The organism is Stenotrophomonas sp. (assembly GCF_050737575.1).
Taxonomy (GTDB): domain Bacteria; phylum Pseudomonadota; class Gammaproteobacteria; order Xanthomonadales; family Xanthomonadaceae; genus Stenotrophomonas.
This window is the reverse complement of record NZ_JBOHXW010000005.1, coordinates 88306-101404: the sequence shown is the minus strand read 5'-3', so window position 1 is coordinate 101404 and position 13099 is coordinate 88306. Positions and strand designations below refer to the sequence as shown.

The window sequence follows — 13099 nt, the reverse complement described above, 5'->3', positions numbered from 1 at the left end:
GGCCCTTTTTCGTTGTCAGCGGCCGTTTGAACCATTTCACCAAAGATCGGTCAAACTGCGCCTATGAACCTGCCTCCCCAGTTCCCTTCACAGACGGATGTGCCGGCCCACGACGCGGGCCTGCATCAGGAATTCACCGCGCTACGCGAGGCGCTGTCCAGCGAGATCGTCGGCCAGTCGTTGCTGGTCGAGCGGCTGCTGATTGCCTTGCTGGCGGACGGCCACCTGCTGGTGGAAGGCGCGCCAGGGTTGGCCAAGACTACGGCGATTCGCGCGCTGGCGTCGCGAGTTGATGCGAGTTTTGCGCGGATCCAGTTCACGCCCGATCTACTGCCTGCGGATCTCACCGGCACCGATATCTGGCGCGCGCAGGAAGGCCGCTTCGAGTTCCAGGCCGGGCCGATCTTTCATCCGATTCTGTTGGCTGACGAAATCAACCGAGCGCCAGCCAAGGTGCAGTCCGCGCTGCTGGAAGCCATGGGTGAGCGTCAGGTGACGGTGGGGCGCAGCACCTATCCGTTGCCGGACGTGTTCCTGGTGATGGCCACGCAGAATCCGATTGAGCAGGAGGGTACGTTCCCGCTGCCCGAAGCACAGTTGGATCGTTTCCTGATGCATGTCCGCATTGGCTATCCCGATGCCGATGCGGAAACGGAAATCCTGCGTCTGGCCCGCGAGCGTGCGTTGCAGGCGATGCAACACAAACCGGCGGCGTTGCAGAAGTTGTCGCTGGAGAAGATCGAGCAGGCCCGCCGGGCCGTGCTTGAACTGCATATGGCGCCGCAGCTGGAGCGCTATCTGATTGCCTTGGTGCTGGCCTCGCGTGATGCCAGTGGCTACGACGCCGCTCTCGCCAAACGCATTGCGTGGGGGGCAAGTCCGCGTGGTTCCATCGCGCTGGAACGTTGCGCGCGTGCCCGCGCCTGGTTGGCTGGACGTGACTTTGTGACGCCCGACGATATTCGTGCGGTGGCGCCGGATGTCCTGCGCCACCGCGTGCTGCCCAGCTACGAAGCTGCAGCTGAAGGTTGGGATGGCGAGCGGCTGGTTGCGGCTTTGCTCGATTGCGTGCCGCTGCCTTGAGGCGTGCCCGGTGTGCAGCGTTGTCATTGTGATGTGCGGTGAAATCCCGGTGCGAGGCCTGCGATGAAAACGCCGGCTTCTGGCACGAATCTGTCTTCTGATCGGGATAATGCGATGCACGCCGGCATCCGTCCGCAGCTGAGCGAATTGATCGCACTGCGGCAGATGGCGGCGCAGGGGCGGCAGGCGCGACGCGGTCACTACGCGGTGAGTGGGCGTGCAGCGTCAACGATGCGCGGGCGTGGCATGGAGTACGCCGAATCGCGTGAATACGTTGCCGGTGACGATGCCCGACATATCGATTGGAAGATCACCGCGCGTACCGATACCACGCATACCAAAACGTTCCAGACCGAGCGCGAGCGGGTCACCTTGCTGGTGGCCGATACGGCTGCTGCGCTGTACTTCGGTACGCGCGTGCGATTCAAGTCGGTGCAGGCCGCTCGCGCGGGTGCGGTAGCGACGTGGTCGGCGTTGCGTGACGGAGATCGATTGGCTGCGTTGCGTGGCAGTCGCCAGCAATCGCTGGTGCCGCCTGCGGGTGGAACGCGCGGCGCATTGCGGGTGCTGGATGCGCTCACGCGTTGGTATGCCGAACCACAGGCCGATGACGCGGGTCTGCAGTTTGCATTGGAGCGTGCGGCGCGCGTGCTGCATCCGGGTGCGCGTGCGGTGGTGTTGGCCGATCCGGCCAGTGCGAACGCGGTGCCGGCGGCGGTGTGGTCTGCGCTGTCCATGCATGTGGAAGTGCAATTGCTGTTGCTGGTGGATCCCTTGGAAGTGTCACCGCCGGACTGCGTGTTGCCGGTGGCGACTGCGGCGGGGCGGATGCGATTTGATCTGGGCGCTGACGCGGTACGCAACGCGTGGCATGAGGCGCTGATTGGCCCGGTGGAAGCGCTGTTGCGTCAGTTGCCCGGCCGTCGTATGCGCGTCAGCACCTTGTCCAGCGACGATGCCAGCGACGCTTGGTTGAGCACGGCTGGCCTTCGGAGTCCGGCATGATCGCCGCGCAACTGCCGCTGCGGGATGTGCACTTGCCCTCGGCACCGGGCTGGTGGCCGCTGGCGCCTGGTTGGTGGTTGGTGATTGCGGCGATCGTGCTGATCGTGTCGGTGATTGCCGCGTTCTACCTGCACCGGAAACGACAACTGCGGCGCTGGATGCAGGTGTTTGATCAACAACTGGCCGTGAGCGAAAGCGGCCCGTCCCGTTTGGCTGCCGCTTCGGAATTGCTGCGCCGTGCATCGCGTCGGGTCGATCCACAGGCGGCGTTGTTGCACGGTGAACCGTGGTTGCGCTTTCTCGATGGGCGCAAGGGCAATGTCTTCAGCAAGGGCGAAGGGCGTGTGCTTCTGGAAGGTGGCTTCCACCCGCAGGTGGATGCCGAAGCGGTTGAGCGTGCCTGTCGATTGGCGCGTACCCGTTTCCTTGAATTGATGGCAGGGAAGCGCTGATGCAGGCCGTGCTCGATATGGTGCCGGCTTGGTGGCCGACGTTCGCTTGGCCGTGGTTGTGGCTGTTGCTGCCGGTGCCGCTGTTGATGCGTTGGTGGCCGTTGCGCGATGACAACGCGCCTGCATTGCGCGTGCCTTACGATCCTGCACGACTCCAATTGCAGGCCACACAGGGACGCGGCGGTGCCTGGTTCGGCACGCTGCTGTTGTGGTTGGCGTGGGCACTGCTATGCGCCGCTGCGGCGCGACCGCAGCAACTGGGCGAGCCGGTGGAACCACCGCGCGAGGCCCGGCAGATGATGTTGGCCGTGGACTTGTCCGGCAGCATGGAAGAACCCGATATGCAACTCGGTGGTCGAATCGTCGACCGCCTCACCGCCGCCAAAGCGGTGCTGGCTGATTTTCTGGATCGCCGCGAAGGCGATCGCATCGGCCTGGTGGTATTCGGCCAACGCGCGTATGCGCTGACCCCGTTGACTGCCGATCGCGCCACCGTGCGCGAACAGCTGCGTGACAGTGTGGTGGGATTGGCAGGGCGCGAGACGGCACTGGGCGATGCGATTGCGCTGTCGGTCAAGCGCCTGCGTGATCAGCCGGAAGGCCAACGCGTGGTGATCATGCTCACCGACGGCCTCAATACCGCCGGCGTGCTGGAGCCGCTGAAAGCGGCGGAACTGGCCAAGGCGGAAGGCGTGCGCGTGTATACGATTGCCTTTGGCGGCACCGGGCAGGCGTCGTTGTTCGGTGTGCAATTGCCGGGCGGCGAAGATCCGGTGGACGAAGACACCTTGTCCAAGATCGCCAGCGAAACCGGCGGCCGCTTCTTCCGCGCGCGAGACACCGATGAGCTGGTCGGCATCTACGCGGAATTGGATCGTCTGGAGCCGGTGCAAAGTGCCGGTCCATCGGTGCGTCCGCGCATCGAACGGTATGCGTGGCCGTTGGCGCTCGCCTTGTTGTTCGGCATGTTGGCGCTGGCATGGCGAGGGCTGCGCGCATGAACCTTTGGCAGCAATTGCACTTCATGCGGCCGGAATGGTTGTGGACATTGTTGCTGGTGCCGGCGGCGTTGCTGGGCAGCAGCTATCTGCAGCGTCGGCACACGCGTTGGCATACTGCGGTGGATGCGCATTTGTTGTCGCACCTGCTGACTGGCACCGGCACGCGCCGTTGGTGGGGACGTATGGCGTTGTCGCTGGGTTTGCTGTGTGCCGCGTTGGCATTGGCCGGGCCGAGCTGGCGGCAGGTGGAACAGCCGTTGTGGGAATCGAAGACGCCGTTGGTGATCGTGCTGGATTTGTCCAGCAGCATCCGCGCTACCGATCTTCCGCCGTCGCGGCTGCTGCAGGCGCGGGCCAAACTGGCGACCCTGCTGCGCGAGCGCAAGGGCGGTGAAGTCGCATTGATCGCCTACGCATGGGCGCCCTTCACGGTGGCGCCGCTGACCGATGACGCGGCCAATGTCGCGTTGTTTCTGGATGCATTGGCGCCGGAAGTAATGCCGCTGGATGGGCAGAAGACCGATCACGCCCTGGCATGGGCCGGTGATTTGTTGAAGCAGTCGGGCGTTCGCAGCGGTGATGTACTGCTGCTCACCGATCACGCGGATGCCGCCGCAGTGACCGCGGCCGCACAGTTGCGTGCGGCCGGTTACGCCGTCTCGGTACTGGGCCTGGGCACGGTGCAGGGCGCGTCGTACCGCGATTCGCGCGGTGGCATCGAGCATGCGCATCTGGATGAGACGTCGCTGCGCGCGTTGGCGGTTGCCGGTGGCGGCCGCTATCAGCGCATCGCCAACACCGATAGCGATCTACAGGCGCTGGAGGTGCTGCAGCCACAAGCGCAGGCCGACGGACGGCAGCAGAGCGAGCAGGGCAAGTCCTGGCAGGACGAAGGTTATTGGTTGTTGCTGCCGTTGCTGCTGCTGGCGTTGTTTGCCTTCCGTCGTCCGCGTCGCGTGCTGCCGTTGCTGGCGCTGTGCGTGTTGCTGCCGATGATGCAGCCGGCGGCAGCTGCCGAGCAGAGCAGTTGGTGGCAACGTGCAGATCAGCGCCAGCATCAACAGTTGAGCGAAGGTGTGGACGCGTATCGGCAGGGCGATTTTGCCACCGCGCAGAAGCGCTTCGAGGGCATCGACTCTGACCAGGGGTGGTACAACCTCGGCAACGCGCTGGCGCGCCAGGGTCGTCTGGATGAAGCGATCACTGCCTACGACCGTGCGCTGAAGCTGCACCCGGGCATGGAAGATGCTGTTGCCAATCGCGCGGCGGTGGATGCGGCGCGCAAGCGCAAGTCGCAGCAGGATCAGCAGCAGGGCGACAACGGCAAGCAGAAGCCGCAGCAGGGCCAGGATTCCAAAGATCAACAGCAATCGGATGCGCAGCAGGGCCCGCAGCAACAAGGTCAACAGCAACAAGACCCATCGCAGCAGGGCCAGCCGCAATCGTCCGACAGCAAGGATCAGGGCCAGCAAGGCCAGCAACCGCCGCCGGGCGACCAAGGCAAGCCACGTCAGGAACCGGGCAAGCCGGAGGGCGAGAACGCCGGTAAACAACAGCAGGCCGACGAGGCCCAACGCCAGCGCATGGAACAGGCCATGCACCAGCGTCAGGCACAGGCAGGGAACGAGACAGACGCAGCCGCTGCGGCGCGCGCGGCGATGACGCCGCAACAGCGTGAACAGCAGCAGGCAGTGGAAGCATGGATGCAGCGCGTGCCGGATGAGCCGGGCGATCTGTTGAAGGCGAAATTCCAGCTCGAATACGAGCGACGGATGCGGGAACGGCGATGAGCACTGCGAACAAACACCGACACCTCAATAGATGGGTACTGCTGTGCCTGCTGGCCTGCATGAGCGTGGGCATGGCGCACGCGCAGACCCGCGCCTGGTTGGATCGGGACAGCATCAATCAGGGCGAAACCGTCACGCTCAACATCGAAACCGACCAGAGCACTGCGCCGGATTACACACCCTTGCGCGCTGATTTCGCCCTGAGCAGCCAGAACAGCACCCGGCAGATGCATGTGGGCAATGGTGCGGTCAGAAACGTCGCGCTGTTCGCCGTCGCGCTGTCACCGCAACGTACCGGCACGCTGGTGATTCCGGCTTTGCGGGTCGGCAACGCGCAGACTGCGCCGTTGCAGTTGGTGGTCGGTCAAGCTGCGGTCGCCAGCCGTGACAGCAATGCGTTGGCCTTCATCGAAACCGACGTGGACGACAGCCAGCCCTATGTGCAGCAAAGCGTGGGCGTGGTGGTGCGCTTGTTCTTCGCCACGCAGCTGGCTTCCGGTGAATTGGTGTTGGATACGCCGGCTGGCGCCTCGTTGCAGCGGGTGGGTGATGACCGCACTTCAACGCGCGAGATCAACGGCCGTCGTTACAACGTGGTCGAACGCCGCTTCCTGCTGGTGCCCGAACGCAGCGGCCCGCTGCAGGTGAAAGGCGCGCGTTTCAGCGGGCAGGGCGTGGGCGGCTTTTTCGATGATTTCTTCGGCCGCGACAGTGGTCAGCTGAGTGCGCGCGGGCCGGATCAGACCTTGCAGGTGCGGGCCACGCCGGCCGATGCGCCGCAGCCGTGGCTACCGCTGAAAGGCCTGCAGCTGCGCTACACCGCCGCACCGAAAGAAGGCCGCACCGGCGAGGCGACCACCATCGTGGTCGAAGCCACTGCCAACGGCGTGACCAAGGCGCAGTTCCCCGAACTGCCGGTGCCTTCGCTCGGTGACAGCGCGCAGGTGTTTGCCGAACCGCCGCAGTACGACGAAACCTTCGACGGCGGCAGTCCACAGTTGAAACTGACGCGGCGCTACTCAATCGTGCCGCAACAGGCCGGTGCGCTGACGGTGCCGGGCATCCGCATGGACTGGTGGGATGTGCAGGCCGGGCAAGCGCGCACCGCGACGCTGCCGGACCTGCAGGTGCAGATAGAACAGGGCGCTGGCGGCATCGCCGCACCACCGCTGGTGCAGCCGGCGCAGGCCGCTACGGCGGTGCCGAATGAAGCATTGACGGTGGCAGGTGCAACGGCGCGGCCATGGTTGTGGCCGGCGCTGGCGGCGGGCTTCGCGCTGTTGTGGTTGGCCACCTTGATCTGGGGGCTGTCGCGACGAACCGCACCTGCCAACGGCGAGCGCGAAGTGCCGCGCAGGGCCGAAGCGCAGGGTGCGCGTTACAGCCAGGCCGACCTGCGTCGCGCGCTGGACGCCGGTGGTCTGGACGAAGTGGTCCACATTCTGGCGACGATGGCCGGCGTGGAAGATCTGGATGCAGTGATCGCCAGATTGGACGACGAGCCGCAGCGTCAGGCGCTGGAGCGCATGCAACGCGCGCGCTGGGCCGGCGAGGGCGATGTCGCCGCGGCGAGAACCCGGCTGCGCGAGGTTTTCCGGCAGGGGCCGCGCTGGCGTGGACAGGCGGTGGCGGAGAAGCCGGTATTGGACCCTCTCTACCCGAGTCAACGCTGAAAAGGCGGCTGTATACCGTCTGTTAAGCTGCGTCATTCTCTGGAGGGAAAACCACCGATGTCCAACGCCGCAGCGCCACGCATGAAAATGCCATTCCACTGGAAGATCGGGATCGGCTTCGGCATCGGTCTGCTGCTTGGCCTGTTAGTGCACATGTTGAGTCCGGGCGCGCCGTGGGTGCACGCGGTCACCACCTACTTGACCACGCCGGTATCGGGGCTGTTCCTGAGCCTGATCTTCATGCTCATCGTGCCGCTGATTTTCTCGGCGCTGGTGATGGGCGTGTCGGAGATGGGCGACATCCGCGCGCTGGGTCGCATTGGCTGGAAATCGCTGGCGTACACCATCGTGCTGTCTGGCGTGGCGGTGCTGATCGGTCTGGTGCTGGTCAACCTGTTCAAGCCGGGCGCGGGCGTGGACCCCGCCGTGGCCGCGCAGCTGCTGGCTGAGAATGCCGAGCGCAGCAAGGAGATCGTGGCCGGTGTCGGCTCCCAGCCCAAGGGCATGGAGATGCTGCTGTCGATCGTGCCGAACAACGTGCTGGAGGCGGCGTCTGACAACGGCAAGATCCTGTCGCTGATGTTCTTCGCGCTGATGCTGGGCGTCGGCATGGTGCTGTCGCCGGCCGAAAAGGTGGCCACGCTGCGCAAGGCCATCGAAGGCCTGTTTGAAATTTCGATGACCCTGATCAACCTGGTCATCCGCTTGGCGCCATACGCGGTGGCCTGCTTCATGTTCAACCTGGCGGCCATCTTCGGCTTCAGTCTGTTGATCAAATTGGGTGCGTATGTGGGCGTCGTGGTGTTGGCGCTGGCGCTGCACATGGTTGTCAGCTACGGCATCGCGGTGAAGCTGGCGGGGCGCTCGCCGCTGGCGTTCTTCCGCCAGACGCAGGAAGCCACGTTGATGGCGTTCTCCACCGCCTCGTCCAACGCCACCTTGCCGACCGCGCTGCGGGTGGCCGACCAGATGGGCTTCCCGCACAAGGTGTCGCGCTTTGTACTGACTGTGGGCGCCACCGCCAACCAGAATGGCACGGCGCTGTTCGAGGGCGTGACGGTGATCTTCCTGGCGCAGTTCTTCGGTGTGGACCTGAGCATCGGCCAGCAGTTCATGGTGATGGTGGTCTGCATATTGGGCGGCATCGGGACGGCGGGTGTGCCGTCCGGCTCGCTGCCGGTGGTGGCGTTGATCTGCGCGATGGTCGGGGTGAATCCGGTCGGCATTGGTCTGATCCTGGGCGTGAACCACTTCCTGGACATGTGCCGCACCGCGCTCAATGTCACCGGCGACCTGGCCCTGACGGCCTTGGTGGCGCGGGGTGAGAGCGATGAGGATGCCGGGCGACAGCTTCCGCGGGGCTGAATCTTCCTGGAGTTGCAATCCCAAGCGGCCACTCTGTTCAGGGTGGCCGTTTTGCTTCGTGTAGCCGCCCTCTCCCCAACCCCTCTCCCGCAAGGGGAGAGGGGCTACAAACCTGCAAGCGCCAGCAATGCCAGCGATTCGGGCATTGAAGCCCCTCTCCCCTTGCGGGAGAGGGGTTGGGGAGAGGGGAGTGCAGCAAGCAAATTCCGGCGCCGGACGACCCTGCCACCGACGGAACCAAATGCCAGCTATCGTCAGGTTTTTACGGCCTGAACCGCGCGGTGGCTTGTGGGACAATAGGCCGCCCGCAGTTCCGCGGGAGCCTCCCGATTCCGACGAAACCATGACGCAGCCCACCCGCCGCCAGTTGGCGAACGCCATCCGTTTTCTTGCCGCTGATGCGGTCGAAGCCGCCAAGTCCGGTCATCCCGGCATGCCGATGGGCATGGCCGACATCGCCGAAGTGCTCTGGAACGACTACCACCGCCACAACCCGAACAATCCGAACTGGTTCAACCGCGACCGTTTCGTGCTGTCCAACGGTCACGGCTCGATGCTGCACTACGCGCTGCTGCACCTGAGCGGCTACGACCTGCCGATCGAACAGCTCAAGGCGTTCCGCCAGTTGGGCAGCCACACCGCCGGCCACCCGGAGCGTCACGAAACCCCGGGCGTGGAAACCACCACCGGCCCGCTGGGTCAGGGTCTGGCCAATGCCGTGGGCTTTGCGCTGGCCGAGAAGCTGCTGGCACAGCGCTACAACCGCCCGGAATTTGAAGTCGTCGATCACCGCACCTGGGTGTTCATGGGCGACGGCTGCCTGATGGAAGGCATCTCGCACGAAGCCGCATCGCTGGCCGGCACCTGGGGCCTGAGCAAGCTGGTCTGCTTCTGGGACGACAACAACATCTCCATCGACGGTGAAGTGGAAGGCTGGTTCACCGACGACACCCCGGCACGTTTCGAGTCCTACGGCTGGAACGTGGTGCGCGGCGTTGACGGTCACGACCCGGAAAGCATCAAGGCCGGCATCGAGCAGGCGCTGTCGCAGTTCGACAAGCCGACCCTGATCTGCTGCAAGACCACGATTGGTTTTGGCTCGCCGAACAAGGCCGGCCAGGAATCCAGCCACGGCGCACCGCTGGGCAAGGACGAACTGGAAGCTACCCGCAAGGCGCTGAACTGGTCGTACGGCCCGTTCGAGATCCCGGAAGAGATCTACGCCGGTTGGCGCGCAGGCGGCACCGGCACGCTGCGTCAGGCCGAGTGGGAGCAGCTGTTCGACAAGTACGCCGCGCAGTTCCCGGCACAGGCCGATGAGCTGACCCGTCGCTCGCACGGCGAGCTGCCGGCCGACTTCATTGCCCAGGCCGATGCCTACATCGCCCAGGTGCAGGCCGAAGCGCCGAACATCGCTTCGCGCAAGGCCTCGCAGAACGCCATCCAGGCCTTCGCACCGCTGCTGCCGGAAATCATCGGCGGCTCGGCCGACCTGGCCGGTTCCAACCTGACCTTGTGGAAGGGCGCGCAGACCGTGGTCGGCGAAGACCCGAATGCCAACTACGTGCACTACGGCGTGCGTGAGTTCGGCATGAGCGCCATCGCCAATGGCCTGGCACTGCACGGTGGCTTCCTGCCATTCGACGCCACCTTCCTGGTGTTCAGCGACTACGCACGCAACGCGCTGCGCATGAGCGCGCTGATCCCGGCGCACGTCATCCATGTGTTCACCCATGACTCGATTGGTCTGGGCGAAGACGGCCCGACCCACCAGCCGGTGGAGCATGTGTCCTCGCTGCGTTACATCCCCAACAACGATGTGTGGCGCCCGTGCGACGCGGCCGAATCGGCCGTCAGCTGGAAGGCGGCGATCGTGCGCAAGGATGGCCCGAGCTGCCTGATCTTCAGCCGCCAGAACCTGGCGCCGCAGCAGCGTACCGCTGAGCAGGTCAAGCAGATCGAGCGCGGTGGTTACGTGCTGGCCGATGCCGCCGGCACGCCGGACGTGATCCTGATCGGTACCGGTTCGGAAATTGGTCTGGCCATGGCCGCCAAGGCCGAGTTGGACGCTGCCGGCATCAAGACCCGTGTGGTGTCGATGCCGTGCACCGATGTGTTCGATCGCCAGGATGCGGCCTACCGCGAATCCGTGCTGCCGAATGCTGTGCGTAACCGCGTTGCCGTGGAAGCCGGCGTTACCGGTTTCTGGCGCCAGTACGTGGGCTTGGACGGTGCGGTGGTCGGCCTGGATACCTTCGGCGCTTCGGCTCCGGCCGACAAGCTGTACCAGCACTTCGGCATCACCACCGAAGCGGTGGTGGCTGCTGCCAAGGCAAACCTGCCGGGCTGATTTCGGCTGGCGGTTTGAGGTAACAAAAAGGCCGGGGATTTCCCCGGCTTTTTTGTTGGGTGTTGTAGGGGCGGATGCAGTGCCGAGGTTGATTCGAGATTTGTGTTGATGGGGAGCGGTGGATGCGCTGAGGTTCTGCTGGTTGTGCTTCTGCCGAACATGGCTCGGCACTACCAGGTGGCGCGCGCTGGGCTTAGATCGCCGATGGGCACTTCGTTCAAAAGCCTGCATCACAGATGGCGGCGGCTATCTGGTTCCACATTCTTCCTTACCAATAAGAACGGACACGCCTCTCGCGAAGAGTGACGTGTCCGGCAATAAATTGCTTCCTAAAGTAGGAGTGATGCAAAAGCTGTGTTGATGTCGTCGCGATATTCCAGTGGCAGTGCGGCGAATGCCGGAGAGTGATTTTCCTGTCCGATCATGACGGCGGGCCAAGTGTTGGTGTCGATGCAATGTGCGGTGACTTGGCTAGCGTCCTGGAGAAGAACCAAGTTGCGGACTGCTTCTGAATCCAGGGTGATGTCGTCCCCGCCATAGGTCAGTAGCGATTGGCTATTTGGGGCTTCTGTCATTGGGTCAACAAGCGGTCCGGCATAGTTGGACGCTGTTCCTGGTGCGGCCATGGGCAACCACACGGAGTCCAAAACGGCACCGAGCGCTAGTTGGTACTCCTGCGAGAGTGCGGTCTGGCCCAACGGCGGTGGCGCGAATGCGGCCATGGCATCGACCAGCTTGTCGATGTTCGCGGTGTCGAGGGACTTGCCGTTACCGACGTCGATGAAGTCGAGTATGTCTTTACGTCTGGCGAAGAAGTCCGCCACCGTGACCGAGTCATTCGTACCGATGACGCTGATCACCAGGTTCTTGCGTTTGGCATCAGTGCTGAACCACAGTTGGTCGCTGCTGATTCCGTCCCGGAACGACAGGGTGTCAATATCATCTGGAGTGGTTATGCCGCGGTATATGGTGTCGTTCCCGTCCCCACGGCCGAAGAGGAAGGTGTCATTGCCTCTGCCGCCATAGAGGCGGTCGTCGCCCTTGCCGCCAACAAGCACATCGTCGCCGTCGCATCCTTGAAGGATGTTCAGGTCGGAGTTTCCGATCATCAGGTTGTTCAGGCCATTGCCCATGATGCTCCGGGTGCTTCCGCCCTCGGCTGCCGTGAAGTTTTCGACATTTTTGTACTTGCCGGCGTCGATGCAATCGATGGAGAGGTGAATGGTATCGGTTCCACCTCCGACTGCCTCAATCACGACGTCGGCGACGTTGTCGACGTAGTAAATGTCATTGCCCGCACCACCAATCATCGTGTCCGCGCCGATGCCGCCGTCCAGAACGTCATTGCCGTCCCCGCCTTCAAGACGATCATTTCCTTCATGTCCGTACAGGTGATCATTCCCGGCGCCGCCGACCAGCTTGTTGGTTGCAGCATTGCCATGAATGACATCAGCACCCTGCGTTCCAATCGCATTCTCAATCACCGCGCCATAAGCGATGCCGATTGCGTTTTCGCCTGTGTAGATATTGTTGGTGTTTATTCCGGTGGGAATTTCATAGGTGATCGAGCTGTAGCTGCCTTCGGCCAGGTTGATGCTTGAACCGTGCTTGTAGCTGGACAGGTCAATGGTGTCTTCCCCGCCGCCGTCCCAGAGAGTGGTGTAAAAACCTGCGCTGGGGTCGTATTTGTAAACCGTGTTTCCGGCGTTATGACTGGTGTTCGCACCATACAAGTATTGCAACGCTGCGATGTCGTAGATGCCGAGGCTCTCGGTTTCCACTCGGCCTAGGTAGTTCCCATGCTTGTCCAGCATCAGCACGTTTTTTCCACCGGTGTAGGACATCACCGTTTCCAGCGTAGTGAACCCGGGGGCGTTGAGTCCAGTGGCATGCCCCGGATGATCCAGTGCTAAAGCGTGCCCGACTTCGTGCAGGGTGAAAGCGACGTCATAGCCGGAATACCACGATGCCCACACGTCGCCACCAAACGATTGCTCGAAAGCTCCATACGCCCAACCGCCGCCCATGCTCCAGTTGGACTGGGTGTCCTGTGCATTGAAGCGAATCGTGGCTTCACCATCAATCTCTTCATCGATGTACTTTAGATTGATATCGATAATGCTGTTGTAGACATCCATTGCCTTGTTGATATTCGCGATGTCGCGGGCACTGGATATCGCACGGAAGTACGGCAACTCCCCTCTGATCCCATACGGCTCATCGGAGAAAATCGCATCCTCTTTGGTGATGGTCCAAGTGATCGTGCGGTCTTCGCCCAGCGTCCATTTCCGATAGGAGATCAGTTCATCGATGTGGTGAATACCGGACGGCGTGGTCTTTTCGATTCCAGGGGTCATTTCGTTTCCTTTCATCTCTCGGG

The 13099-nt window shown here is 63.3% G+C and carries 9 protein-coding genes; 8 read left to right on the top strand and 1 reads right to left on the bottom strand.

The features are described 5' to 3' along the window. The first annotated feature begins 63 nt into the window (after positions 1 to 63). The 8 genes from ACREP4_RS11060 (at position 64) to tkt (ending at position 10719) form a co-directional block, all read left to right on the top strand. Entirely contained in the window at positions 64 to 1083 is a 1020-nt protein-coding gene (locus ACREP4_RS11060) for an AAA family ATPase (protein ID WP_431596235.1), read from the top strand. 114 nt (positions 1084 to 1197) lie between these two features. Next, positions 1198 to 2088 carry a DUF58 domain-containing protein gene (locus ACREP4_RS11055; RefSeq protein ID WP_431596234.1) on the top strand — a complete coding sequence of 297 codons (891 nt, stop codon included), beginning with the start codon at positions 1198 to 1200 and terminating at the stop codon, positions 2086 to 2088. After that, on the top strand, positions 2085 to 2540 hold the full coding sequence (locus tag ACREP4_RS11050; protein WP_431596233.1) for a DUF4381 domain-containing protein: 456 nt from the start codon (positions 2085 to 2087) through the stop codon (positions 2538 to 2540). Before ACREP4_RS11055 ends, ACREP4_RS11050 begins: the two co-directional genes overlap by 4 nt. Beyond that, positions 2540 to 3541 (top strand): vWA domain-containing protein, encoded by a 1002-nt coding sequence (locus ACREP4_RS11045; protein WP_431596232.1) that lies wholly within the window; start codon positions 2540 to 2542, stop codon positions 3539 to 3541. Before ACREP4_RS11050 ends, ACREP4_RS11045 begins: the two co-directional genes overlap by 1 nt. Continuing rightward, positions 3538 to 5331, top strand: coding sequence for a vWA domain-containing protein (locus tag ACREP4_RS11040; protein WP_431596231.1), 1794 nt, complete (start codon positions 3538 to 3540; stop codon positions 5329 to 5331). The genes ACREP4_RS11045 and ACREP4_RS11040 overlap by 4 nt, the downstream gene beginning before the upstream one ends. Next, complete coding sequence (locus ACREP4_RS11035; RefSeq protein ID WP_431596230.1) at positions 5328 to 7004, top strand: BatD family protein; 1677 nt, start codon at positions 5328 to 5330, stop codon at positions 7002 to 7004. Before ACREP4_RS11040 ends, ACREP4_RS11035 begins: the two co-directional genes overlap by 4 nt. A 57-nt stretch (positions 7005 to 7061) precedes the next feature. Then, positions 7062 to 8369: a dicarboxylate/amino acid:cation symporter gene (locus ACREP4_RS11030; RefSeq protein ID WP_431596229.1), complete on the top strand. Its 1308-nt coding sequence runs from the start codon at positions 7062 to 7064 to the stop codon at positions 8367 to 8369. A 343-nt stretch (positions 8370 to 8712) separates the two neighbouring features. Beyond that, entirely contained in the window at positions 8713 to 10719 is a 2007-nt protein-coding gene (gene tkt, locus ACREP4_RS11025) for a transketolase (RefSeq protein WP_431596228.1), read from the top strand. A gap of 329 nt (positions 10720 to 11048) precedes the next feature. On the opposite strand, the gene ACREP4_RS11020 is transcribed toward tkt, so the two are convergent. After that, positions 11049 to 13076 (bottom strand): M10 family metallopeptidase C-terminal domain-containing protein, encoded by a 2028-nt coding sequence (locus ACREP4_RS11020; RefSeq protein ID WP_431596227.1) that lies wholly within the window; start codon positions 13074 to 13076, stop codon positions 11049 to 11051. Positions 13077 to 13099: the final 23 nt, after the last annotated feature.

Excerpts from the sequence above, each read along its gene's own strand:
- ACREP4_RS11060 (WP_431596235.1), top strand. The coding sequence starts at position 64 with ATGAACCTGCCTCCCCAGTTCCCTTCACAGACGGATGTGCCGGCCCAC.
- ACREP4_RS11055 (WP_431596234.1), top strand. The coding sequence starts at position 1,198 with ATGCACGCCGGCATCCGTCCGCAGCTGAGCGAATTGATCGCACTGCGG.
- ACREP4_RS11050 (WP_431596233.1), top strand. The coding sequence starts at position 2,085 with ATGATCGCCGCGCAACTGCCGCTGCGGGATGTGCACTTGCCCTCGGCA.
- ACREP4_RS11045 (WP_431596232.1), top strand. The coding sequence starts at position 2,540 with ATGCAGGCCGTGCTCGATATGGTGCCGGCTTGGTGGCCGACGTTCGCT.
- ACREP4_RS11040 (WP_431596231.1), top strand. The coding sequence starts at position 3,538 with ATGAACCTTTGGCAGCAATTGCACTTCATGCGGCCGGAATGGTTGTGG.
- ACREP4_RS11035 (WP_431596230.1), top strand. The coding sequence starts at position 5,328 with ATGAGCACTGCGAACAAACACCGACACCTCAATAGATGGGTACTGCTG.
- ACREP4_RS11030 (WP_431596229.1), top strand. The coding sequence starts at position 7,062 with ATGTCCAACGCCGCAGCGCCACGCATGAAAATGCCATTCCACTGGAAG.
- tkt (WP_431596228.1), top strand. The coding sequence starts at position 8,713 with ATGACGCAGCCCACCCGCCGCCAGTTGGCGAACGCCATCCGTTTTCTT.
- ACREP4_RS11020 (WP_431596227.1), bottom strand. The coding sequence starts at position 13,076 with ATGACCCCTGGAATCGAAAAGACCACGCCGTCCGGTATTCACCACATC.